General features: G+C 71.8%; 20 protein-coding genes. 15 read left to right on the top strand and 5 right to left on the bottom strand.

The window, feature by feature from the left end; all coding sequences use genetic code 11:
* Positions 1-269: 269 nt before the first annotated feature.
* The 5 genes from DEJ47_RS06635 (at position 270) to DEJ47_RS06615 (ending at position 6,659) form a co-directional block, all read left to right on the top strand.
* Entirely contained in the window at positions 270-1,412 is a 1,143-nt protein-coding gene (locus DEJ47_RS06635; protein ID WP_150165844.1) for a glycine betaine/L-proline ABC transporter ATP-binding protein, read from the top strand.
* A complete protein-coding gene (locus DEJ47_RS06630; protein WP_150165842.1) occupies positions 1,405-4,014 on the top strand; it encodes an ABC transporter permease/substrate binding protein in 2,610 nt (869 codons plus the stop codon). Before DEJ47_RS06635 ends, DEJ47_RS06630 begins: the two co-directional genes overlap by 8 nt.
* 157 nt (positions 4,015-4,171) lie before the next feature.
* Positions 4,172-5,179: a hypothetical protein gene (locus tag DEJ47_RS06625; RefSeq protein ID WP_150165840.1), complete on the top strand. Its 1,008-nt coding sequence runs from the start codon at positions 4,172-4,174 to the stop codon at positions 5,177-5,179.
* A gap of 105 nt (positions 5,180-5,284) precedes the next feature.
* Positions 5,285-5,860, top strand: a complete 576-nt coding sequence (locus DEJ47_RS06620; RefSeq protein WP_150165838.1) for a helix-turn-helix domain-containing protein — start codon at positions 5,285-5,287, stop codon at positions 5,858-5,860.
* A gap of 82 nt (positions 5,861-5,942) precedes the next feature.
* Positions 5,943-6,659, top strand: coding sequence for a helical backbone metal receptor (locus tag DEJ47_RS06615; RefSeq protein WP_150175469.1), 717 nt, complete (start codon positions 5,943-5,945; stop codon positions 6,657-6,659).
* Here DEJ47_RS06615 and DEJ47_RS06610 read toward each other — a convergent pair.
* Complete coding sequence (locus DEJ47_RS06610) at positions 6,628-7,755, bottom strand: TDT family transporter (protein WP_150165836.1); 1,128 nt, start codon at positions 7,753-7,755, stop codon at positions 6,628-6,630. The two genes, DEJ47_RS06615 and DEJ47_RS06610, sit on opposite strands and share 32 nt — an antisense overlap.
* A 71-nt stretch (positions 7,756-7,826) precedes the next feature.
* Here DEJ47_RS06610 and DEJ47_RS06605 point away from each other — a divergent pair, with 71 nt between their 5' ends.
* The 3 genes from DEJ47_RS06605 to DEJ47_RS06595 are packed head-to-tail and all read left to right on the top strand — an operon-like array spanning position 7,827 to position 10,296.
* Complete coding sequence (locus DEJ47_RS06605) at positions 7,827-8,837, top strand: LysR family transcriptional regulator (RefSeq protein ID WP_223828257.1); 1,011 nt, start codon at positions 7,827-7,829, stop codon at positions 8,835-8,837.
* A gap of 40 nt (positions 8,838-8,877) precedes the next feature.
* Complete coding sequence (locus tag DEJ47_RS06600) at positions 8,878-9,321, top strand: DNA-binding protein (protein WP_150165834.1); 444 nt, start codon at positions 8,878-8,880, stop codon at positions 9,319-9,321.
* A gap of 3 nt (positions 9,322-9,324) precedes the next feature.
* Complete coding sequence (locus DEJ47_RS06595) at positions 9,325-10,296, top strand: phosphotransferase (RefSeq protein ID WP_150165832.1); 972 nt, start codon at positions 9,325-9,327, stop codon at positions 10,294-10,296.
* On the opposite strand, the gene DEJ47_RS06590 is transcribed toward DEJ47_RS06595, so the two are convergent.
* The 3 genes from DEJ47_RS06590 to DEJ47_RS06580 all read right to left on the bottom strand — a co-directional run bounded on the left by DEJ47_RS06590 (position 10,265) and on the right by DEJ47_RS06580 (position 13,388).
* Positions 10,265-10,969, bottom strand: a complete 705-nt coding sequence (locus tag DEJ47_RS06590; RefSeq protein WP_223828256.1) for a gamma-glutamyl-gamma-aminobutyrate hydrolase family protein — start codon at positions 10,967-10,969, stop codon at positions 10,265-10,267. The two genes, DEJ47_RS06595 and DEJ47_RS06590, sit on opposite strands and share 32 nt — an antisense overlap.
* Positions 10,970-11,011: 42 nt before the next feature.
* Positions 11,012-12,463: an ethanolamine permease gene (gene eat, locus DEJ47_RS06585; protein ID WP_190415297.1), complete on the bottom strand. Its 1,452-nt coding sequence runs from the start codon at positions 12,461-12,463 to the stop codon at positions 11,012-11,014.
* A gap of 175 nt (positions 12,464-12,638) precedes the next feature.
* Positions 12,639-13,388 (bottom strand): FadR/GntR family transcriptional regulator, encoded by a 750-nt coding sequence (locus DEJ47_RS06580; protein ID WP_150165830.1) that lies wholly within the window; start codon positions 13,386-13,388, stop codon positions 12,639-12,641.
* Between the two features lie 75 nt (positions 13,389-13,463).
* On the opposite strand from DEJ47_RS06580, the gene DEJ47_RS06575 reads away from it, so the two are divergent.
* The 6 genes from DEJ47_RS06575 (at position 13,464) to DEJ47_RS06550 (ending at position 20,740) form a co-directional block, all read left to right on the top strand.
* Positions 13,464-14,834 (top strand): glutamine synthetase family protein, encoded by a 1,371-nt coding sequence (locus tag DEJ47_RS06575; protein ID WP_150165828.1) that lies wholly within the window; start codon positions 13,464-13,466, stop codon positions 14,832-14,834.
* A gap of 8 nt (positions 14,835-14,842) precedes the next feature.
* The gene (locus DEJ47_RS06570; RefSeq protein ID WP_190415295.1) at positions 14,843-16,195 is read left to right on the top strand and encodes an aldehyde dehydrogenase family protein; all 1,353 of its coding nucleotides are present in this window, start codon (positions 14,843-14,845) and stop codon (positions 16,193-16,195) included.
* Between the two features lie 4 nt (positions 16,196-16,199).
* On the top strand, positions 16,200-16,979 hold the full coding sequence (locus DEJ47_RS06565) for a 3-oxoacyl-ACP reductase (RefSeq protein WP_150165824.1): 780 nt from the start codon (positions 16,200-16,202) through the stop codon (positions 16,977-16,979).
* Positions 16,980-17,078: 99 nt separating this feature from the next.
* Positions 17,079-18,392: a haloacid dehalogenase-like hydrolase gene (locus DEJ47_RS06560; RefSeq protein ID WP_150165822.1), complete on the top strand. Its 1,314-nt coding sequence runs from the start codon at positions 17,079-17,081 to the stop codon at positions 18,390-18,392.
* Between the two features lie 22 nt (positions 18,393-18,414).
* The gene (locus DEJ47_RS06555; protein ID WP_150165821.1) at positions 18,415-19,725 is read left to right on the top strand and encodes a haloacid dehalogenase-like hydrolase; all 1,311 of its coding nucleotides are present in this window, start codon (positions 18,415-18,417) and stop codon (positions 19,723-19,725) included.
* A gap of 46 nt (positions 19,726-19,771) precedes the next feature.
* Positions 19,772-20,740, top strand: a complete 969-nt coding sequence (locus DEJ47_RS06550) for a DUF2510 domain-containing protein (protein WP_223828255.1) — start codon at positions 19,772-19,774, stop codon at positions 20,738-20,740.
* A gap of 40 nt (positions 20,741-20,780) precedes the next feature.
* Here DEJ47_RS06550 and DEJ47_RS06545 read toward each other — a convergent pair whose 3' ends face one another.
* Complete coding sequence (locus DEJ47_RS06545; RefSeq protein WP_150165819.1) at positions 20,781-22,007, bottom strand: amino acid deaminase/aldolase; 1,227 nt, start codon at positions 22,005-22,007, stop codon at positions 20,781-20,783.
* A gap of 402 nt (positions 22,008-22,409) precedes the next feature.
* Here DEJ47_RS06545 and DEJ47_RS36780 point away from each other — a divergent pair, with 402 nt between their 5' ends.
* Positions 22,410-24,221, top strand: coding sequence for a hypothetical protein (locus DEJ47_RS36780; protein WP_317850784.1), 1,812 nt, complete (start codon positions 22,410-22,412; stop codon positions 24,219-24,221).
* The last annotated feature ends 9 nt before the right edge of the window (positions 24,222-24,230 follow it).

Raw genomic sequence — 24,230 nt, 5'->3', positions numbered from 1 at the left:
GCATCATGCCGCACGGCACCGACAGAGCGAACGCGCTGCGTACGACGGTGCGGCGGGCGTTGCGCATCGCGCCTCGCCGTGCCGAGACCGCAACGCCTGTGACGTGAGTCACTTACCCGTTTGGTCTGTACAAGGGTGGGCAGGTGCGCTGCCGGAACGGACCCGGTCGCATATTCAACTTTTCGATCGGTAAGCGGGCAGACCCCGTGCCGCTCCACGGCCCGCCGGCGGGGGAGGCGGGCCGTCTTGGTTCGACCCGAGAGGTGTATGTGTCCAGGCTGCAGGCCGAGCACTTGTACAAGGTGTTCGGCAGACGACCCGATGACGCGGTGGAGAAACTCCGCCACGGAGCCGACCGAGAGGAGCTGCGCGCCAACGGCACCACCGCTGCCGTCATCGACGCGTCCTTCGAGGTCGAGCCGGGCCAGATCTTCGTCGTCATGGGTCTCTCCGGATCCGGCAAGTCCACGTTGCTGCGCATGCTCAACGGACTGTCGGAGCCGACGGCCGGTCATGTCCGCTTCGACGGTCAGGATCTGACCGAGCTGAGCGCCCGCGAGATGCGGGAGGTGCGTTCCAAGAAGATCAGCATGGTCTTCCAGCACTTCGCGCTCTTCCCGCACCGCAGTGTCCTGGAGAACGCCGGCTACGGCCTGGAGGTGCAGGGCGTGCCCCGCGCCGAGCGCGAGAAGCGCGCGACCGAGGCGCTGGAGCTCGCGGGCCTCAAGGGCTGGGAGAAGTCCTGGCCCGACGAGCTGTCCGGCGGCATGCAGCAGCGTGTGGGCCTCGCCCGCGCGCTCGCCACCGACGCCGACCTGCTCCTCATGGACGAGTCGTTCAGCGCGCTCGACCCGCTGATCCGCCGTGACATGCAGGACCAGCTCCTCGTGCTCCAGAAGCGGCTGAAGAAGACCATCGTCTTCATCACCCACGACCTCAACGAGGCCATGCGCCTGGGCGACCAGATCGCCGTCATGCGCGACGGCCGCATCGTCCAGATCGGCAACGCCGAGGACATCCTGGTCACCCCGGCCAACGACTACGTCGCCGCGTTCACGCAGGACGTCGACCGCTCCCGCGTGCTGACGGCGGGCGCGATCATGGCCGACCCCGACAAGGACTTCGTACGGGCCGACGCGCCCGCGACGGTCCCCGAGGACACTCCGATCATCGAGCTGTTCACGCCGTGCTCCACCAGCGAGACGCCGGTCGCCGTGACCGACGCCGACGGCGAGCTCGTCGGTGTCGTGCCGCGGGCCCGGCTGCTCGCCGTGCTCGGCGAGCCGATGAAGGAACCGGAGGACGCGACGGCGGCTTCCATACCGGCCCAGGACAAGGGTGACGCCCTGAAGAAGGGCGACGCCCAGGACAAGGGCGGCAAGAGCGCGGGCAAGGTGAGCAGCGGTGCCTAGGATTCCTTTCGGCGACTGGGTCAATGACTCGGTCGAGTGGCTGAGAACCCACATGGACTGGCTGTTCTCGTTCATCAAGACGATCTTCCAGAACATGTGGGACGGCGTCTTCGACGTCCTCTCGGGACCCGAGCCGCTGCTGATGGCGGGCATCCTCGCCGTCATCGCGTTCTGGCTGCGCGGCCTGCTCGGCGGCGTCCTCGCCTTCGCCGGCTTCGCCTTCATCGTGTCCCTGGAGCTGTGGGACAACGCGATGATGACGTTGTCCCTGGTGCTCGTCTCGACCTTCGTGGCGCTGGTCATCGCCGTGCCCGTGGGCATCTGGGCGGCCCGCTCCAAGACGGTCAGCGGCATCGTCCGCCCGGTCCTCGACTTCATGCAGACGCTGCCCGCGATGATCTACCTCATCCCGGCGCTGCTGTTCTTCCGCATGGGCGCCCCCGCGGGCATCGTCGCCACGATCGTCTTCGCGCTCGCCCCCGGCGTGCGCATGACCGAGCTCGGCATCCGGCAGGTCGACAAGGAGCTGGTCGAGGCCGCCGACGCGTTCGGCACCACGCCCCGCAACACTCTGTTCCGCGTCCAGCTGCCGCTCGCCCTCCCGACGATCATGGCCGGTGTCAACCAGGTCATCATGCTCGGCCTCTCCATGGCGGCGCTGACCGGCATGGTCGGCACCCCGGGTCTCGGCGCGGACGTCAACGCGGCCATCGGCCAGCTCGACGTCGGTCTCGGCGCGGAGGCGGGCGTCTCCATCGTCATCCTCGCCATCTACCTGGACCGCGTCACCAGCGGCCTGGGCGGGCAGGTATCGCCGCTCGGCCGCCGTGCGCTCGCCAAGCTGCGGGCCGCGCAGGGCCTGAACATCTGGAACTACCGCCCCCGGCCCGTCGTCGCGATGGTCGGCGTCGTCGTCCTCGCACTCGTCGCGGGTGGCATGAGCATCTTCGGCGGCACCAAGTCCGAGCCCGTGGCCGACAGCGAGAACGTCGGACAGGGCAAGGAAGTCAACATCGGCTACATCAACTGGGACGAGGGCATCGCCTCCACCTTCCTCTGGAAGGAGATCCTGGAGCAGCGCGGCTTCAAGGTGAACGCCAGCCTCCTCGACGCGGGCCCGCTCTACACCTCGCTCGCCCAGGGCGACGTCGACTTCCAGACCGACGCGTGGCTGCCGACGACGCACGCCACGTACATGAAGAAGTACGGCGACAAGCTGGAGGACCTCGGCGCCTGGTACGACCAGACGTCCCTGGAGCTGACCGTCCCCGCGTACATGAAGGACGTGAACACCCTCGCCGACCTCAAGGGCAAGGGCGGCACGTTCGACGGGAAGATCACCGGCATCGAGCCGAGCGCCGGTGAGATGCAGCTCCTGAAGAGCAAGGTCCTCAAGGAGTACGGCCTCGACAAGGAGTACAAGGTCGTCGACGGCTCCACCACCGCGATGCTGTCCGAGCTGAAGGCGGCGTACGCGAAGAAGGAGCCGATCGTCGTCCCGCTCTGGTCGCCGCACTGGGCGTACAACGACTTCGACCTGAAGAAGCTCAAGGACCCGAAGGGTGCCTGGGGCAAGGGCGACGGTGTGCACGCGCTGGCGCGCAAGGGCTTCTCGAAGGAGAACCCGCAGGTCGCCAAGTGGCTCAAGAACTTCTCGATGGACGAGAAGCAGCTCACCAGCCTTGAGGCGGAGATCAACAAGGCGGGCAAGGGCAAGCAGCAGGACGCCGTCCGCGCCTGGCTGAAGAAGAACCCGAAGGTCGTCGACAAGCTCGCCCCGCTGCCGAAGAACTCCGGCGGCGAGGAGAAGAAGCGTCCGCTGAAGGCCGCGTACTTCGCCTGGGACGAGAACATCGCCGTCACCAACCTGTGGAAGCGCGTCCTGGAGAAGCGCGGCTACAAGATGGAGCTGACGCCGGCCGACGTGGGCCCCGCCTACACCGGTCTCGCGCAGGGTGACCTCGACCTCAACCTGGACGCCTGGCTGCCGACCGCGCAGAAGACGTACTGGGACAAGAACAAGGCCAACCTGAAGGACCTCGGTTCCTGGTACAGCCCGACCTCGCTCGAGGTCGCCGTCCCGTCGTACGTCAAGGACGTGAAGTCCCTGGAGGACCTCAAGGGCAAGGGCGACAAGTTCAAGGGCAAGATCATCGGCATCGAGCCGGGCACCGGCGTGATGCAGGCCCTCAAGGACAAGGTCCTGCCGGGTTACGGCCTGGAGGACGAGTACGAGATCGCCGCGGGCTCGACCCCCGCGATGCTCTCCGAGCTGAAGACCGCGTACGCGAAGAAGGAGCCGATCGCGGTTCTGCTCTGGTCGCCGCACTGGGCCTACAGCGAGTACGACCTGACCAAGCTGAAGGACCCCAAGGGTGGCTTCGGCAAGGGCAACACGATCCGGTCGCTCTCCAGCAAGGACTTCCCGAACCAGTACCCGCAGCTCACGAAGTGGCTCAAGAACTTCAGGATGAGCGAGAAGGAACTGGCGAGCCTGGAGAACGAGATCAACAAGGCGGGCAAGAACAACGAGCCCGAGGCCGTCGACGCCTGGCTGAAGAAGAACCCGGGCTTCGAGGAGAAGATGACGGCGGTCAAGTAGCCGATACGCCGTCGCCGCTCCTCGGGGGTGGGCCTCGCCCTGTGGCGAAGCCCACCCCCTTCGGCGTTCCTGCCGGGCGGTCGAGTCCCTAATCTCGACTGCGGCCCCCATCTCGCCATCTGAACGCGATCGAACATCTGAACGTGAGAATCCGCCCGTGACCGCAAGGCAGCCCAGGACCGCAAGGCAGCCCAGGACCGCCCTCTTCCTCGCTGCCGCCGCCCTGGCCCTGGCCGCCGCCCTGCTCGTCGCGCAGCTCGCGCGGGCCGACGCCGCCCCCGCCTCCGCGGGCACCGCCCGCCTTGCCGCCCTCGCCGAGGACGTCACCGCCTCCGACGGCCACCGCTACGACGCACGCGACCACACCGGCCGCACCATGGACGCCGCGCAGATCGCCCAGGCCCAGGACGGCACCTACCTCGCCGTGTACCACACGCTCCTGTCCGACGGGCGCTTCCACGCGGCGGTCGCGACCTCCGCCGACCTGCGCCACTGGCACCGCCGCCACGACTTCGGCCCCGGCACCCACCAGGCCTCCCTCGCCCCCGACGGCCGCGGGGGATACGTCCTCGCGTACGAGAAGGACCCGCGCAACCACATCGCCGTACGCGCGTACGCGAACCTGACCGCGCTCCTCGACGGGCGCGCCCGCCGCGCCTTCGACGCACCGCTGACCCTCTCGCGCTGCGCCGAGGGCACCCCCAGCGTCACCGCCGTCCGTGGCACCACCGTCCACCTCACCGGGCACTACCGCGCGGGCTGCGACACCGACCGGCAGCTGCGCGCCACCCTCACCGGCTTCCGGCACTGGCACGCCGAGCCCGACCGCCGCCTGGACCGTGCCGTGCACGCCTGGGGCAACGGCGGCAACATCGGCGACCGGGCACCCGTCGAGCTCGGCGGACGGCGCGTCGTCCTCGTCGAGGGGCAGGGGCGGCGCGGCGACTTCGGCAGCTGGGGCACGTACGCGTACGACCCCTCAAGTGGCCGCGCGGACCGCCTCGACATCCGGACGCACGGCGGCAGCCGCGCCTTCGCCAACCCCTCGGCGACCCTGCTCACCGACCCGCGGGGCCAACCCGCCCTGCTGGTCAGTGTGTTCGTGCCGACCGAGGGTTCCGCCCCCGGCGAGTCCGGACAACTGCTCTACTGGCACGAGCTGTAGAAGGCGGTCTCGGCAACGGGGCAAAACCGTTTGGCGAACATGCGTAGGGTGCAGAAAACCCCTCAGGGTTGAGAGCGGGCCGACGCGCTGAAGGGAGTCGAGGCGATGGACGAGCACAAGGAGACGCTCCGGGTGGGCTCCGCCGTGCGGCGGCGCCGTCGGCAGCTTGAGCTCACCCTCGCGGTCGTCGCCGAGCGCAGTGGCCTCTCCGTGCCCTTCCTCAGCCAGATCGAGAACGAGCGGGCCCGGCCCAGCATGCGCTCGCTGCAGCGCGTCGCCGACGCCATGTGCACCACCGACGTGGAGCTCCTCGCCGCCGCCGACCCGGCCCGCACCGTCGAGGTGGTGCGCGCCGCCGACGACACGGACCTGGACGGCTCCACGCCCGACGCGCGCGTCCGCGAGCTGACCCGCGGCCACCACCAGTTGCACGCCCTGGAATTCATCGGCGACCACGACGAGGGCCGCGAGTTCCAGCACCGCAACGACGAGCTGATGTACATCGTCGAGGGCGCCGTGGAGATGGAGGCCGAGGGCCGGGCCTACCGCCTCGGGCGCGGTGACACGCTGTTCCTCACGGGCGGGGTGCGGCATCGCTGGCGGGCCACCGTGCCGGACACGCGGGTCCTGGTGGTCGCCGTGGGGGACCACATCGAGGCCGTGGACGACAAGGGGCGCTGAGGTGTCAGGGGCTGAGGGGTCGGGGGTTGACGTGCCGCGCGCCGACGTGCCGCGCGCTGACGTGTCCCGTGGGCGTCGTCCGCTGCGGGTCGTCTCGCTGGTGCCCTCGCTGACCGAGGCGGTCGCCGTCACCGTGCCGGACGTGCTGGTCGGCGCGACCGACTGGTGCACTCACCCGGCCGGCCTCGACGTCACCCGGGTGGGCGGCACGAAGAACCCCGACGTGCCGCGCATCGCCGCGCTCGCGCCCGACCTCGTCGTCGCCAACGAGGAGGAGAACCGCGCCCCCGACCTGGCGGCGCTCCGCGCGGCGGGCATCGAGGTCCTCGTGACCGAGATCCGCACCCTGGACCAGGCCTTCCGTGAGCTGGCGCGGGTCCTCGCGGCGTGCGGGGCGGGGCGCCCGCAGTGGCTGGACGAGGCGGAGGCGGCGTGGCGGGAGGTCCCGCGCCCGGCCGCGCGGCTGCGGGCGGCCGTGCCCATCTGGCGCCGGCCGTGGATGGTCCTGGGCCGTGACACGTTCGCGGGGGACGTCCTCGCGCGCCTCGGCGTCGGCAACGCGTACGCGGACCACGCCGAGCGGTACCCGCGCATACCGGTCGAGGAGCTGACGTCGGCGGATCTCGACCTGGTGGTCCTGCCGGACGAGCCGTACCGCTTCACGCACGAGGACGGCCCCGAGGCGTTCCCGGACACACCGGTCGCGCTGGTCGGGGGCCGCCATCTGACCTGGTACGGGCCGTCCTTGGTGGAGGCGCCGACGGTGCTCAGCGGGGCGCTGCGAGCAGCCGTCCGCTGACGACGCCCCTCAGGGTGTGGGTCAGGGCCACCGCCGCGGCGGCCACGAGGAACACGAACAGGGCGGTCGCGAGCCAGTCGTAGACCGCGAGGCCCGTGTGCTTGCCGAGGCCCTCCGCGCCGGTCACGCAGGTGCCGACGGGGAACGTGAACGCCCACCAGGTCATCGCGAACCCCATGCCGCGCCGTCCGGCGCGCACCACCATCGCGCCGGCCAGCGCGAGCCACATCAGGGCGAAGCCCATGACGGGCACGCCGTAGAGGACGGCGAAGACGAGGAAGCCGCGGTCGAGGGGGGCGGTCACGACGTGCGGGGCGAAGTCGGCGAACTTGTTGGCGGCGGTCGTCGACTGGCCCAGCGGGCCGAGGACCAGGAACAGGGTGGGAGTGAGAGCGAGGGGCAGCGGGCCCGCGGTCACCAGGCGGGCGAAGATCACCGGCAGCATCACCAGGGTGGCGAGCAGGCTCAGGCCGAACATCGCGAAACAGGCATAGAGCATCGTCTGCTGTGCCTGGCCCGCGGGCAGGTGCGGGACGAGCAGCGGGCCGACGGCCGCCGACACCATGGGGGCCACGACGGGCAGCAGCCACACGGGGGAGGCCTGGTCGGCGGCTATGCGGTGGCGGACCACCATCAGGTAGGGGATGGCGACGGCGGCGGCGAGACCGATGAGCGTGCCCGCGGTGAAGAGCACCGTGTCGACCGCGACCGCCGCCTGCGTGCCGATCCAGTCCTCGCCGACGGTCAGGGTGCCGCCGCCGACCGCGAGCAGTGCCATCGACAGGCAGCCGTAGAAGGGGGCGACGGCGGGGTCCAGGAGGTGGGCGCGGGCCTGGTCGCGGTGGTGGATCCAGTGCGCGGCGCGGGCGGTGAGCAGGACGGCGAGCATCAGGAAGGACAGCGCCCACACGATCGTGCAGCCCGTGCGCAGCCCCGCGAACCGATACGGCAGCGTCGCGCCCGCGTTGGCGATGACGGCGGTGCCCATGACGGAGGCGTACCAGTTCGGTCCGAGGTGGCGGACCGCGAGGGCGCGGGTGGCGGTGGCCGTGGGGGAGGTGCCCGCGGAGGCGGCGGAGTGTGTGGTGGTGACCATGTGTTCACGGTCGGGCAGGGTGGGGGCCCGCCACCAGGGAGCGCGCTTCTATGGGGGCATAAGCTGACTTTATGAGTACGTCCCCTGCGTCATCCGAATCGTCCGTCGTTCCTTCGTCCGCCGCCCCTTCGGCTGCCGTCCCTACGGCTGTCGCGTCCGTCGTTCCCGAAGCCTCGCTCGCGCACCGCGTGCCCGATCTCGGGGCGCTCCAGTTGCTCCTCGCCGTCGCCAGGCTCGGCAGTCTGGGGCGGGCGGCGCGCGAGCTGGGCATCACCCAGCCCGCCGCCAGCAGCCGGGTGCGTGCCATGGAGCGGCAGCTCGGCGTCGCCCTCGTCGACCGGTCGCCGCGCGGGTCGCGTCTCACGGACGCGGGTGCGCTGGTCACGGACTGGGCGGGGCGGATCGTGGAGGCGGCGGAGGCGTTCGACGCGGGGGCGCAGGCGCTGCGCGTGCGGAGGGACTCGCGGCTGCGGGTGGCGGCGAGCATGACGATCGCCGAGTATCTGCTGCCGGGCTGGCTGATCGCGCTGCGCACGCAGCGTCCGGACACGGCGGTGTCGCTGCTCGCGGGCAACTCCGCGGCCGTCGCGTCCCGGTTGCTCGCCGGTGAGGCGGACCTCGGCTTCGTCGAGGGGCTCACCGTGCCGGGCGGCCTCGACGAAGTGGTCATCGCCCACGACCGCCTCGTCGTCGTGACGGCGCCCGGGCATCCGTGGGCCCGGCGCAGGAAGCCGCTCGGCGCGGCCGAGCTGGCGGCGACGCCGCTGATCCTGCGCGAGGAGGGGTCGGGCACGCGCCAGGTCCTGGACGCGGCGCTCGGCGGGCTCGCCCGCCCCCTGATCGAGCTGTCGTCGACGACGGCGGTGAAGGCGTCCGCGGTGAGCGGCGCGGGTCCTTCGGTCCTGAGCGAGCTTGCCGTGGGCGAGGAGCTGGCGGCGCGGCGCCTGGTGGAGATCCCGGTGGCGGAGGTGCGGCTGCGCAGGGAGCTGCGGGCGGTGTGGCCGACGGGGCACCGTCCGGCGGGGCCTGGGCGGGACCTGCTGTCCCTGACCCGCTCGATGCAAACAAAACGTTCACAATAAAACGTTGGCCTCGGTTCGTGTGGGCCCGCATCCTGGACGCATGACGAACCCTGAAAACGCGGACCGTGCCGACCCCTTCACGCCCCCGAACCCGGACGAGGCCCGCGCCCGCCGCGCGTACGCCTCCCTCACGCGCATCGCCGAGCGCCACGCCGCCGACGACGCGCAGCGCAAGCGGCAGGCCCACCCCTCCGTCCTCGGCCCGCACGAAGCGGTCAGGATCGTGTCGTTCCTGCTCAGCGGCGCCGCGAAGCCGGTCGACGGTGAACCGGAGGTGGACCACGCCGACATCACCGCGGCCCTCACCCTCCTCCCGGCAGCCCGCGGCGAAATGGACGAACTGGAGACCGGCCTTCTCCAGATGGCCCGCGGCCGAGGCATGACCTGGCCCGAAATCGCCTTCGGCCTAGGCCTCGGCACCCCCCAGGCGGCTCGCCAGCGCTACGAGCGCCTGGTGTCACGCACCACCGCGGAGGGGGAGTAGGCCGTGCTCCCCACCGCGCCCCCGGCCACCGGGGTCCGCACCCCGTGGGAGCGACTCCCCGCGCACGTGCGGGGCGAGCTGGAGGCGGCGCTCGGCGCGCCCGTGGCCGAGGCGGTGACGCAGCGCGGCGGATTCTCGCCGGGTGCCGCGGCACGCGTGCGGCTCCGCGACGGGCGACGCGCCTTCGTCAAAGCGGTCAGCGCCGAGGCGAACCCCGGCAGCCCGAAGCTGCACAGAGCCGAGGCCCGGCACTCCGCCGTGCTGCCGGACCACGTGCCCGCACCCCGCCTCCTCGCGTCCTACGACGACGGAGTCTGGGTCGCCCTCGCGTTCGAGGAGATCGAGGGCCGCCAGCCGCACGTGCCCTGGTGTGCCGATGAGTTGGTTCTCGTGCTCGACGCCGTGACGGAGCTGTCGTACGCGCTGACGCCCTCGCCCGTCGAGGCGCTGTCCGTCGTGGACACGGAGAGGGAGAGCTTCCGCGGGTGGGAGCGGCTGATCGAGGCCGACACCGAAGACGGCGCCGACCAGCGGCTCGATCCGTGGGTGCGCCGGAACCTCCGCGCTCTCGCCGAGCTCGCCGCCCCCTGGACCGAGGCCGCCACGGGGGACACCCTCATCCACGCCGACCTGCGCGCCGACAACATGCTGATCACCCCCGAGGGGCGGGTCGTCTTCGTCGACTGGCCGCACGCCGTGCGCGCCGCCCCCTGGACCGACCTGCTCTTCATGCTGCCGTGCGTGCGGGCGCAGGGCGGGCCAGACCCGGAGGGTCTGTTCGCCGCACACCCCCTGGGCCGCGACGCGGATCCGCGAGGCGTGACCGCCACGCTCGCCGCCTTCGCGGGCTATCTCGTACGAGGGTCCCTGAAGCCTGACCCTCCGGGGCTGCCGACCCTGCGCGCCTTCCAGGCCGCCCAGGGTGCGGCGGCCGTCGGCTGGCTCAGGACGCGGCTCGGACCAGGGCTGCCATGACGCGGGTGTCCTCGCCCATCTCCGGGTGCCACTGCACGCCGAGCGCCCAGGGCGGGCCGGGGAGTTCGACGGCTTCGATCGTGCCGTCCTCCGCGTACGCGGACACCATCAGGTCCCGGCCGAGGCGGTCCACCGCCTGGTGGTGGTAGGTCGGGACATCCGTGGACGCGTCCGGGACGATCGACTCGTAGAGCGTGCCGGGGACCGGCTTCACCGTGTGCGTGCCGAAGGCGCCGATTCCCTCGGTGTGGCCGTCCATGTGCTGGATCAGGGTGCCGCCGAGGGCCACGTTCATGAGCTGCATGCCTCGGCAGATGCCGAGGAGCGGCGTTCCGGAGGACAGCGCCGCCTCGATCAGGGCCAGTTCCCAGGCGTCCCGCTCCGGAGCGGGGGGCCCTGTGCGTTCCTCGCGGGCCGCGCCGTACCGCTCGGGTGCCACGTCGGGGCCGCCCGCGACGACCACGCCGTCCAGGCGGGCGACGACCTCAGCGGCGTGCGCGGGATCGTCCGGCGGCACCATCGCGGTGAGGCCGCCCGCCGCCCGTACGAGACGCGGATAGCCGGCGGGCAGCAGGGCCGCGGGCAGGTGCCACACGCCCCAGCGCACCGAGGGGTCGAGGTAGGTGCTGACCCCGATCAGCGGCCTGCCGCCGGTCACTGCGTTCTCCTTCACCGTTCGCCGTTCTCCTTCGATGTCGTGCACAGGTCGTGGTGATCAGTTGCGTTCCAACTCTGCCTCGGCCGCCGCCAGCGCCGCGAACTCCTCCTCCGGTGCGCGCGCCACCAGGTGCTTGCGGCTGTAGACGCCGAAATAGGCGAGGGCGACCACGTACACCCCGAGCGCGATGAGCGCCGCCGTCACGTCCACCAGGAATGTCGCGACCAGCGCCGCGCAGGCGAGGACCAGCGCCACGGAGGAGGTGAGGATGCCGCCCGGGGTGCGGTAGGGGCGGTCCAGGGCGGGCTCGCGGCGGCGCAGCACGATGTGCGACAGGGACATGAGGGCGTACGAGATGGTCGCGCCGAACACCGCGACGTTCAGCATGCGCGCGCCGTCCCCCGTCGCCGCGGCCAGGCCGAACCCGATCGCGCCCGGGACGAGCAGGCCCAGGTAGGGGGCCTTGCGGCTGCTGGTGAGCGAGAGGAAGCGGGGCAGGTAGCCGGCGCGGGAGAGCGCGAAGAGCTGGCGCGAGCCCGCGTAGATGAGGGAGAAGAAGGAGGCGACCAGGCCCGCGAGGCCCGCGTAGTTGACGATGCGGCTGAGCGCCGTCGCCTCGCCGTCCGGCTGCAACGCCTCCACCAGCGGGTTGCCCGCGTCCTGGATCGCGTTCGCGCCCCGCGCGCCGGACGAGGCGAAGAAGGTCAGGAGCGCGAGGACGACGAGGATGGCCATCGACCAGCGGATCGCGCGGGGCAGGGTGCGCGCCGGGTCCTTGGTCTCCTCGGCGGCCAGCGGTACGCCCTCCACGCCCAGGAAGAACCACATGCCGAACGGGAACGCCGCCCAGATGCCCAGCAGGCCCATCGGCAGCCACGAGTTGGCGCCGAAGGCGTCCGCGTCCACGGGGATGTCGTTCAGCTTCGACGCGTCGAAGTCCATGAACGCGCCGACCGCGAAGACCAGCAGCGCGGCCACCGCGATGCCGGTGACGACGAAGCTGAACCGCAGAGCCTCGCCGACGCCCCACAGGTGGATGCCGATGAAGATCACGAAGCAGGCCAGATGGACCGGCCAGCCGGAGCTGAGGCCGAAGAGCCCGAGCGACTCCACGTAGTCACCGATGAAGATGGAGATCGCGGCCGGCGCCAGGATGTACTCGATGAGGATCGCCGTACCGGTCAGGAAGCCGCCCCACGGGCCGAGCGCCCGCCGCGCGAAGCCGTAGCCGCCGCCCGCCGTCGGCAGGACGGACGAGAGCTCGGCGAGCGAGAAGACCATGCACGCGTACATCACGCCCATGAGCGCCATGGCGATTCCGAGGCCGCCGAAGCCGCCCTCCGCGAGGCCGAAGTTCCACCCCGAGTAGTCGCCGGAGACGACGTAGGCGACGCCGAGGCCGGTGAGCAGCAGCCAGCCCGCGCTGCCCCGGCGCAGCGTCCTGCGTTCCAGATAGTCGTCCGCGGGCTCGGCCGGTGCTGGGTTGGGTGGGGTGGGGTCCATCGTCATGGCGCGGCTCCTCTGCGGCGGCACTGCGACTCGGCGGGCTCGGTGACTCAATGGAACGGATGCATACCTTTGCCGTGCCGGGTGCGAGAAAGCAAGACCCCTGCGTTACGCGACGGTTAATCGCGTCTCACGCAGCCGTACGCCGGGACACGCCCCTCACCTCAGGACGCGCCCCTCACGTCAGGAACCCGCGCAGCAGCGCCGCCGTCCCCGAGCAGTGCTCCCGCATCATTTCCCGCGCGCCGTCCGCGTCCCCGTCGAGCACCGCCTCGACGAGCGCCGTGTGCTGCCGCTGCGAGTGCTCCAGGTTCCGTACGAGCAGCGGGATGCAGTCCAGGAGGTCGTTGACGGTCGCGCGGACCGCCGCGTACTGCGCGGTGAGCGTCGGCGACCCGCACAGCTCGGCGAGCGTGAGGTGCAGCAGCGTGTCCTGGCGCCGGTACTCGGCGAGGGGCGCGTCGTGCGTCCGGGTCAGCGCCGTGCGCAGCCGGTCCGCCTGTTCGCCGGTCAGGCCGTGCGCCGCGCACAGGCCTGCCGCGCCGACCTCCAGGACCTCGCGGAAGCGCAGCGCGTCCTCGACGTCGACGTCCTTGATGCGGCGCCGCAGCTCGCCCTCGCCCTGCGCCTCGGGGCGCGGCCGCACGAACGTGCCGCCGTACCGCCCGCGCCGCGACTCGACCAGGCCCTGGTCCTGCAGCACCTTCAGGACCTCGCGCAGCGTGACCCTGCTGATGCCGAGGCGGTCGGCCAGCTCCCGTTCCGACGGCAGGCGTTCGCCGCCGGGCACCAGGCCGAGGCGGACGACCTGGAGGATCTGCTCCAGGGCCTCCTCGAAGCCGTTGCCCGCCCGCACCGGACGCAGCACCGCCGTCAGGCGCTCGTCGTCCGGTGCGGGCGTTGCCGTGCCCTCTTCCGGGTGCGACATCTCCGTACCCCCTTCCCAAGCAATGGTTCTCGGCAATACCTTATGGCTCCCGGCTGACCCAAGGAGGCTTTTCCCGTGGCAGACCGCACACCCCCGCTGGCCGTCGAGGAGCTGAAGGCCCTCGTCGCGAGCGGTGAGATCGACACTGTCGTCCTGGCCTTCCCCGATATGCAGGGACGGCTCCAGGGCAAGCGGTTCGCCGCCCGCTTCTTCCTCGACGAGGTCCTGGAACACGGCACGGAGGGCTGCAACTACCTCCTCGCCGTCGACGCCGACATGAACACTGTCGACGGCTACGCGATGTCCTCCTGGGACCGCGGATACGGCGACTTCGCCATGCACGCCGACCTCTCCACCCTGCGCCGGGTCCCCTGGAACGAGGGCACCGCGATGCTCATCGCGGACCTCGCCTGGAACGACTCCACGCCCGTGGTCGCCGCGCCCCGGCAGATACTGCGCCGCCAGCTGGAGCGCCTCGCGGAGCTCGGCTACACCGCGCACGTCGGCACGGAGCTCGAATTCATCGTCTTCAAGGACACCTACGAACAGGCCTGGGACGCCGGGTACAAGGACCTCACGCCCGCCAACCAGTACAACATCGACTACTCCGTCCTCGGCACCGGCCGCATCGAACCCCTGCTGCGCCGCATCCGCAACGACATGGCCGCCGCCGGACTCACCGTCGAGTCGGCCAAGGGCGAGTGCAACCCCGGCCAGCACGAGATCGTGTTCAAGTACGACGAGGCCCTCGTCACCTGCGACCAGCACGCCATCTACAAGACCGGCGCCAAGGAGATCGCAGCCCAGGAAGGCGTCTCCCTCACCTTCATGGCCAAGTTCAACGAGCGCGAGGGCAACTCCTGTCACATCCACCTCTCGCTGCAGGACGCCGAAGGCACCAACGTCATGGCGGGCTCCGCGGACGACCCCGGCGGCATGTCGCCCCTCATGCGGCACTTCCTCGCGGGCCAGCTCGCCGCGCTCCGCGACTTCTCCCTCCTCTACGCGCCCAACATCAACTCCTACAAGCGGTTCCAGCCCGGCACGTTCGCGCCGACCGCCGCCGCCTGGGGCCACGACAACCGCACCTGCGCGCTCCGTGTCGTCGGCCACGGCCGCTCGATGCGGTTCGAGAACCGGCTGCCCGGCGGAGACGTCAACCCGCACCTCGCCGTCGCGGGCCTCGTCGCCGCCGGTCTGTGGGGCGTGGAGCAGAAGCTCGAACTGCCCGAGGAGTGCACCGGCAACGCCTACACCGGCGAGTACGAGCACGTCCCCACCACCCTGCGCGAGGCCGCCGAGCTCTGGGAGAACAGCCCCATCGCCAAGGCCGCCTTCGGCGACGAGGTGGTCGCGCACTACCGCAACATGGCGCGGGTCGAGCTGCAGGCCTTCGACTCCGCGGTGACCGACTGGGAGCTCCGCCGCTCCTTCGAACGCATGTGAGGAACGACTTGCTGCAGGTACTCAACCCGGCGACCGAAGAGGTCGTCGCGTCCGTCCCGGCCGCCACCGCGCAGGACGTCGACGCCGCCGTCGCACGGGCCGCAAGGGCCCAGGAGAAGTGGGCGGCCACCGCCCCCGCCGACCGCGCACGCCTCCTGCGCCGCTTCGCCGTCACCGTCGACCGACACATCGAGGAACTCGCCCGGTTGGAGGTCCGCGAGGCGGGCCACCTCATCGGCAACGCCCGCTGGGAAGCCGGCAACGTCCGCGACCTGTTCGACTACGCCGCCGGGGGAGCGGAACGCCTCAACGGCCGCCAGATCCCCGTCCCCGGCGGCCTGAACGTCACCGTCCTCGAACCCCTCGGCGTCGTCGGCGTCATCGCCCCCTGGAACTTCCCGATGCCGATCGCAGCCTGGGGCACCGCCCCCGCCCTCGCTGCGGGCAACGCGGTGATCCTCAAACCCGCCGAGACGACCCCGCTCACCGCGCTCCGCCTCGCCGAACTCGCCCTCGAAGCGGGCCTGCCCGAAGACCTCTTCCAGGTCCTGCCCGGCGAGGGCGCCGTCGCGGGCGACGCGCTCGTCGAGCACCCGGGCGTCGCCAAGATCGTCTTCACCGGCTCCACGCGCGTCGGCAAACAGATCATGGCCAGGTGCGCCGACCGCGTGAAGCGCCTGACCCTCGAACTCGGCGGCAAGAGCCCCAACATCGTGTTCGCGGACGCCGACGTGGAAGCGGCGGCCCTCGCCGCCCCCATGTCGTACCTGGACAACTCCGGCCAGGACTGCTGCGCCCGCACCCGCGTCCTCGTGCAGCGCCCGGTGTACGACCGGTTCCTGGAGCTCGTCGCGCCCGCCGTCGAGTCCATCGTCGTGGGCGACCCGTCCGACGAGAAGACGCAGATGGGCCCGCTGATCTCCCGGACCCAGCTGGACCGCGTGCGCTCCTACGTCACCCCCGGCGACGGCATCCACGGGACGGCGCCCGACGGTCCCGGCTTCTGGTTCCCGCCGACCCTGCTCACCGACGTCGACCCCGAGTCGCCGGTGGCCACGGAGGAGGTCTTCGGGCCCGTCGCCGTCGTCATCCCCTTCGACGACGAGGCCGACGCGATCCGCCTCGCCAACGCCACCGACCACGGCCTTTCGGGCTCCATCTGGACGCGTGACGTCGGCCGCGCCCTGCGCGTGTCCGGAGCGGTCAGGGCAGGCAACCTGTCCGTCAACTCGCACTCCAGCGTGCGCTATTGGACCCCGTTCGGGGGCTACAAGCAGTCCGGGCTCGGCCGTGAACTCGGCCCCGACGCACTCACCGCATTCACCGAGACCAAGAACGTCTTCATCAGCACGGAGGCCTGAACCCATGACCGAGAACATCTGCCGCCGCCTCGTGGGCCGTACCGCCGTCATCACCGGCGCCGGCAGCGGCATCGGCCTCGCCACCGCGCGCCGCCTGGCCTCCGAGGGCGCCAACGTCGTCTGCGGCGACATCGACGAGACCGCGGGCAAGGCGGTCGCCGACGAGGTCGGCGGGACGTTCGTGAAGGTCGACGTCACCGACGCCGAGCAGGTCGAGGCCCTGTTCAAGACCGCCTTCGACACCTACGGCTCCGTCGACATCGCGTTCAACAATGCGGGCATCTCGCCGCCCGACGACGACTCCATCCTGGACACCGGCCTGGAGGCCTGGAAGCGCGTCCAGGACGTCAACCTCACCTCCGTGTACCTGTGCTGCAAGGCCGCCATCCCCTACATGCGCCGCCAGGGCAAGGGCTCCATCATCAACACCGCGTCGTTCGTGGCGCGGATGGGTGCGGCGACCTCGCAGATCTCGTACACCGCTTCCAAGGGCGGCGTCCTCGCCATGTCCCGCGAGCTCGGCGTGCAGTTCGCCCGCGAGGGCATCCGCGTCAACGCGCTCTGCCCGGGACCGGTCAACACGCCGCTCCTCCAGGAACTGTTCGCCAAGGACCCCGAACGCGCCGCCCGCCGCCTCGTGCACATCCCCGTCGGCCGCTTCGCCGAGGCCGAGGAGATGGCGTCCGCGGTGGCGTTCCTCGCCAGTGACGACTCCTCGTTCGTGAACGCGACGGACTTCCTCGTCGACGGTGGCCTCACGGGGGCGTACGTCACGCCGCTGTAGGCGCCTCCAGCGTCCGCGCCGTTCACCCAGCAGCCACCCACCCGTCAGCCGGGCGTCGCACGACGCCCGGCTGACCTGCGTAGACATGGGAGCGTGTACATGAACCTCAAGCGCCGCTGCACCGCCGCAGCCGCCGTGCTCGCCGTCGCGGGGGCGGGCCTCCTCGGCGTCCAGGCCACCGCCGAAGCCACGCAGGACGCCCGGCCGAAGGCCGAGAAGTGCCCCACACTCACCGTCTCCGCGGGCTGGTACGGCAAGAACAGAGCGCGGCTCCAGCGCATGATCGACACGTACGGCCACTGCGGGCCCCAGCGGCACAAGGGCGGCACCAAGCCCGTCGCCACCTTCGACTGGGACAACACCGTCATCAAGAACGACATCGGCGACGCCACCATGTTCTGGCTGCTGCGGAACGGCAAGATCCGCACGCCCGAGCGCGGCGACTGGCACACCACGAGCCGCTACCTCACCACCACCGCGGCCAAGACCCTCGCCCAGGCCTGCCCGGCCACCCGCGCCACCCTGCCCACCCACCGCGACACCGCCTGCGCCGACGAGATCCTCTCCGTCTACACCGAGGGCGCCACCACCTCCGGCGAGGCGGCCTTCGCCGGCTTCGACCACCGCCGCATGGAACCGCAGTACGCCTGGCTCGCCCAGCTCACCCGCGGCTGGTCCACGCGCCAGGTGCAGCAGTTCGCGGCCGCCGCCCGCAAGGAGAACCTCGCCGCCCCGGTCGGGGCGGAGCAGAAGGTCGGCAGTCACCGGGTCACCGGCTGGGTGCGCTACTACGACCAGCAGCGCGACCTGATCCGCACCCTCAAGAAGGCGGGCTTCGACGTCCACATCGTCTCCGCTTCACCCGAGCCGGTCGCCGAGGTGTGGGGGCGTGCCGTGGGCATCGACGCCCGCCACACCCTCGGCATCCGCAACGTCACCGCGCGCGGGAAGCTGACCGCCCACCTCAAGGGCTGCGGCACCGTACGGGACGGCGACGACTCGATGATCACGTACATCGAGGGCAAGCGCTGCTGGATCAACAAGGAGATCCTCGGTGTGCGCGGCGCCGCGGCCGAGAAGGTCCAACCGGCGGCGAAGCGCCAGGTGTTCGCGGCGGGCGACTCCGACACGGACATCTCCTTCCTGCGCGACGCCACCGGCCTCAGGCTCGTCCTGAACCGCAACAAGAACGAACTGATGTGCCGCGCCTACGAGAACGGTGACGGACGCTGGCTGGTGAACCCCATGTTCATCGAGCCGAAGGGCCGGAAGGCCGAGCCCTACCCCTGCGCCTCCACCGGATACACCGAACGGGACGGCGGACAGGGCCCGGTGCGCCGTACGGACGGCTCCGTGATCCCCGATCAGAGGGACACGGTGTACGGGACGCCGACGGCATCGTCAGGCTCGTAGGACTGATGTACGGTCCACTCACATGCGTAACAGAAACATTTTGGCGCTGACCCTGGCCGCGGCCGCCACCCTGGCGGCCGTGCCCGCAGCACTCCCCGCGGCCGCCGCCACGGCCGCGCACCCCACGAACTCCCGTGCCACGGGCGGCGACTGCCCGCAGCTGTCGAAGAAGCTGGAGTGGTACGGGAACAACCGCGCCAAGCTCCAGCGGACCATCGACGAGCGCGGCACCTGCGCGAACCCGGACCTGGGTCACGGCAGGAACAAGCGCCCGGTCGCCGCGTTCGACTGGGACAACACCATCACGAAGAACGACGTCACGGACGCGACCATCGCCTGGTCGCTGCGGCACGACAAGATCCTGCGCCCCAAGAGCTGGAAGTCCACCAGCAAGTGGATGACCGACGAGGCGGACCGCGCGCTCACCGAGGCGTGCGGCACGAAGGTGCCCGTCGGCAAGCCGCTGCCCACCTCCAGGAACGCCGCCTGCGCCGACGAGATCTTCGAGGTCCGCGAGGACGGGAAGACGATGAGCGGCGCCGCCGCGTTCGCGGGGGAGTGGGACCACCGGCACACCGTCCCGCAGTACGCCTGGGTGCCGCAGCTCTTCGCCGGGCACACCGTCCCGGAGCTGAGGTCGTACGCCGCGAAGGCCCGCAAGGAGGCGCTCGCCGCGCCCATCGGCGCGACGCAGACCGTCGGCACGCACGAGATCCCCGGTTACGTCCGCTACTACGACCAGCAGCGCGACCTGATCCGCACCCTCAAGAAGGCCGGCTTCGACGTCTACATCGTCTCGGCGGGCTCCGAGCCGGTCGCCGAGGTGTGGTCGAAGAGCGTCGGCGTCGACCGCGAGCACACGGTCGCCATCCGCTCGGTCCTCGACCGCAAGGGCCGCATCACCACCTGGAACCAGGGCTGCGGCGGCGTCCCCGTCAACAAGGGCGAGGCCATCCCCTACATCGACGGCAAGCGCTGCTGGATCAACCAGGAGATCTTCAAGATCAAGGGCAAGAAGGCCTGGGACAAGCAGGACTTCGGGCACCGCATCGCCCTCGGCGGCGGCGACGCGGACACGGACGTGACGTTCGTCGGCGACGCCACGGGCGCGCACCTCGTCGTGAACCGCAACAAGAGCGAGTTCATGTGCCGGGCGTACGACAACGCGGACGGCCGCTGGGTCGTGAACCCCATGTTCATCGAGCCGCTCCCGCGGAAGGAGGGCACGTACCCGTGCTCGACCGCCGCGTACAACGAGCACGACGGGAGCAAGGGGCCCGTGCTGCGCGAGGACGGTTCGGTGGTGCCGGACCAGCAGGACTCGGCGTACTGACCGGACTCGGTGTACCGATCTTCGCGGCACGTCTTAGAGTGCCGGGATGAGCATGTCGACCCCGCCGACCCCGCCCGGCTGGTACCCGGATCCGCACCAGCCGTCCGTCGAGCGCTGGTGGGACGGTTCCGCGTGGACCGAGCACCGGCGGACACCCGAGTACGCCCAAACCGCCCCGGCACAGCAGGGGTTCGGGCCGCCGCAGGTCACGACGTCGGTCATGCCGGTGGCGTCGGGCGGCGGTGGAGGCCGGGCGAAGGCTGTCACGCTGGGCGTCGCCGGGGTCGTCCTCGTCGGAGCCATCGTCGCGGGCGCCGTCACCCTCACCGGGGGCGACGACGACCCGCAGGGCGGCACACCGGCGCCGAGCACGTCCGCGAAGGACGGCCCGGAGCCGGTCGCCTCGGCGACGGAGGAGTCGACGTCGCCGACCACCGACCCCGACCCGGACACCCTCGTCGACGACCTCAACGGCATCACGCTCCCCGTGCCCGAGGGCTGGGAGAAGGACGACGACTCCTTCGGCAGCGGCGCGACCATCCAGACCCCGGACATCGTCGACTGCCCCGGCGACTCCGGGCTCTGCCGCGAGGGCACCGTCACCTCGACCACCGTGACGGGCACGGACGAGACGGACCCCAAGGCCCTCGCCCTCGGCGACATCAAGGACGCGGCGGACGCCGCCTACGACAAGGACAAGCTGGACCAGCAGCCCTACGGTGGCATCACCCGCCACGAAAAGGTCAAGGAAGGGCAGGTCGCGGTCGCGGGCCGCACCGGATACTTCGTGCGCTGGCGCGTCCACACGGCGAAGGGCGACGGCGGCTACGTCCAGTCGCTGTCCTTCGCGTCGAGCGTCGGCTCCGAGTCGATGGTCATGGTCCGCTTCAACGTCGGCGCGGGCGACGGCGCGCCGCCCGTCTCCGTCTTCGACGAGATCACCGACGGGATCCGCTCGGTCGACGACAGCGCGACGGGCGGCGGCGTGGGCAACGACGTCGAGCCGACGCCGTAGCGGGTACGTGGCCGCAGGACCGGTGGGTCCGGGGCTGCGTTCAGAGGAACGTATGGCCCTCGCCGCGGTACGTCGGGACGCTCCCCGTCACCCGGTCGCCCTCGACCAGGTGCAGGGTGTCGAACCGCTCGCACAGTTCCCCGGCCTTGGCGTGCCGGAACCACACCTTGTCGCCGATCCGCAGGTCGTCCGCCGACGGCCCGTGCAACGGTGTCTGCACCTCGCCCGCCCCTTCCTGCGCGTCGTACCGCAGCCCTTCGGGGAGATACGGCTCCGGCGAGCGGTCCGTGCCCGCGACGCCCGACGCCGGGTAGCCGCCGCCGAGCACCGTCACGGTCCCCGGACCGGGCCGCCGCACCACCGGCTGCGCGAACAGCGCGGCCGGACGCCCGCTGAACGACGTGTAGTTGTCGAAGAGCCGCGGCACGAAGAGCCCCGAACCCGCGGCGATCTCCGTGACCGCGCGTTCCGCCGCGGTGTGCTGCACGCTGCCGGTGCCGCCGCCGTTCACGAACTCCAGGTCCGGCGCGACCGCCCGCACCGCGGCGATCGTCTCCGCGCGGCGTGCGGCGAGCTCCTTGCGGGCCGCGCTCTGCATCATGCGGACCGCACGCGAGCGCGCCGGATGCCCCTCGACCGCGTCGCCCACGCCCGCGACATGTCCCTCGTACGCCATGACGCCCACCAGCCGGAAGCCGGGGCGCCGTTCGACGGCGCGGGCCAACGCGGCGACCTGCACGGGCGAGTGCAGCGGCGAGCGGAGCGCGCCGATCCGCACCTTGCCGCCGAGCGCCTTGAACGAGGTGTCCAGTTCCAGACAGACCCGCACCACCTCGGTCCCGCCGTCCCTTGCCTCGTCGATCAGCCGCAGCTGGGCCGGGTCGTCGACCATCACGGTCACCGACGCCGCGAGCCCCGGGTCTCCGGTGAGCTCCGCGAACCCGGCACGGTCCGCCGAGGGGTAGGCGAGCAGCACGTCGTCGAAGCCGGAGCGGGCCAGCCACAGCGACTCCTTGAGCGTGAACGACATGACCCCGGCGAAACCGTCGCGGGCCAGGACCCGTTCGAGCAGGGCGCGGCAGCGCACGGACTTGCTCGCGACCCGGATCGGCTTGCCCCCGGCCCGCCGCACCAGATCATCGGCATTGGCGTCGAAGGCGTCCAGATCGACGAGGGCGACAGGGGCGTCGAGGTGTGCGGTGGCCCGGTCGTAACGGGCCCGGTCGGTGGCGCGGTGGGCGGCACGGTCTGCGGCACGGGCAGTCATGGGCGAAGCCTGCCAGACACGATTACCGGAGGGTAGGGGGATGATCCGGGCAGATCGCCCGGGGGTGCGGACCGAGTTCCCGTACGTCCCGTGTCTGCCCGTAGAGTGACGCGCACGGAGCCTGGCCGAGCGGTGCGCACGGAGCCTCGCCCGCCGAGCGCTCCGGCCGGCCGAGCGCGAGGAAACGGGGGGAGCATGAGCACGGAGGCGCCTGGCACCCCCGTCCCCCCACGCCCCACCGCGCCGCCCCGCCCGTCGACGCCGCCACCCGGCGCCACGGCTCCGCCGCCCCGGCCGTCGACGCCACGGGCCCGTCCCGAGGCCCCGTCGGCCCGCCTGTCGGCTCCGTCACCCGGCTCGTCCGCGTCATCGGCTCGCCCCGAGACTCCGTCGGCTCCCTCCGTGACACCGACGGCCCCTTCCGTGGACCGGTCGGATCCAGTCACGGACCAGTCCGACGAGGCAGCCGAGCCGCCGCCTGCGGCGTCCGCCCGCTTTCCCGACGTCCCGCCGCCCGTCGACCAGGACTGGGTGCTCGCACCCTCCCGCCGCGAGTCGGAGTCCGCCCGCGCGGCGCGCATCCACGACTTGCTGGCCCCCTTCGAGAAGGCCCGCGCGGAACGGGAGGCCTCCGGCGCGACGGCCCCCCTCCCGCCCCCGCCGTCCTCGGCCCGCCTGCCCGACGCCCCGCCGCGCACCTCCGCGACGCGCGGCCCCGACGGCGTGCCCCCACAGCCGACCACACCGCCCGCGTCCCGCGGGCGCGGAGTGAGCGGTGCGGCTCCGGTCGATGAGTCCCCGCTCGATGAGCGAGCCGCTTCCCCGCGCCCCGGCGTCCCTCCGACCCCGGCCGCACCGCCCCCCACGACCACGTCACGTACAGGAGCCGACGCCACCCCGCCGCAGGCCGAGCCGTCGACGGCCACCGCGCCTTCGCGGGCCGACGACGTCCCGCCGCTGCCGACCGAGCCGCCCACGGCCGCGTCACGTACACGGACTGACAACGCCCCGCCGCCGACCGGGCGGGCCCCGGCCACGTCACGTACACGGGCCGACGACAGTCAGCCGCCGATCGAGCCGCCCACGGCCGTGGCCAAGGCCCCCGCGTCGCCGACCGCCCCGCCCAGGCAGATCAAGCGGCAACAGGCCCGCCGGCCCGACGTGTCGGCCGTCGGCGAGGACCCGGGGCCGGTGCTTCCCGGGCGGCCCGACACCGTGCCGGCCATCCGGCCGCGCCCCGTGTCGGACGTGTCGCGTGAGGAGGCCACTCGACTGCGACCCGTTCCCGACGAGTCGACCACGCGGCGCGACGGCGGGACGTCCACCCGGGCCACCGCAGCGCGGCGGGCCGTCGGGGCCGTCGATCTGTCACCGGGGCCCGACGCCGGACGGCCCTTCGTGTCGTTCGCGCGGCCCGCCGTGTACGACGACACCACCACCCGGCTGCGCCCCATCGGCACCTGGGCCCGCCCCCGCGCGGCCGCCGCCGTCGCCTGTGCCGTGCTCGGACTCGGTCTCATCGGCGGGGCGGCGACCGGGAGTTGGCTGACCGGCGAGTCCGTGGCGGGCGGCACCACACGCAGCGCGTACACCGTCACCGGCGCCCTCTGGCACAGTGTCCCCGTCGACCGGCTCTTCCCGCCCGAGCTCAAGGGCGAGGGTGCGGGCCCCGGCGGCGCCGACCGCTCCTGGACCCGTATCGCCGTCGCCCCGGACAGCGGCTGCACGGACGCCTTCGACCCGCTCCTGAGCAAGGTGCTCGCACCGGTCGGCTGCCTGCGCCTGCTCCGCGCCACCTACGCGGACGCGACCCGCAGCCACGTCACCACCGTCGGCCTGCTGTTCACCAAGGCCGACGCCGACGCCATGCAGACACTGCGGAACCGTTTCACGGAGGAGGGCCTAGACCGGCGCCCCGACCTCATGCCCCGCGCCTACGCCGCCAAGGGCACCGCCGCCGAAGGCTTCGGCGACGCGCAGCGGGCGTCCTGGACCATGTCCGTGCTGCCGGACGCGCCCGTCGTCGCGTACGCCGTCTCCGGATTCGCCGACGGCCGCGCCGTCACGGACCCCGAGCCCGCCACCGAGGCCATGGGCAGCAACACCACGTCCGCACCGGCCCAGTCCGGCCTCGGCCACGAGGCGAAAGGCATCGCCGACCGCGTCGAACGGGGCCTGCGCAAGACCATCGCGGCCGCGGAGAAGTCCTCGTGAGGAGCGTGA

Origin of the sequence: Streptomyces venezuelae (assembly GCF_008642355.1) — a bacterium.
Taxonomy (GTDB): domain Bacteria; phylum Actinomycetota; class Actinomycetes; order Streptomycetales; family Streptomycetaceae; genus Streptomyces; species Streptomyces venezuelae_B.
This window is presented reverse-complemented; position numbering and strand designations above follow the sequence as displayed.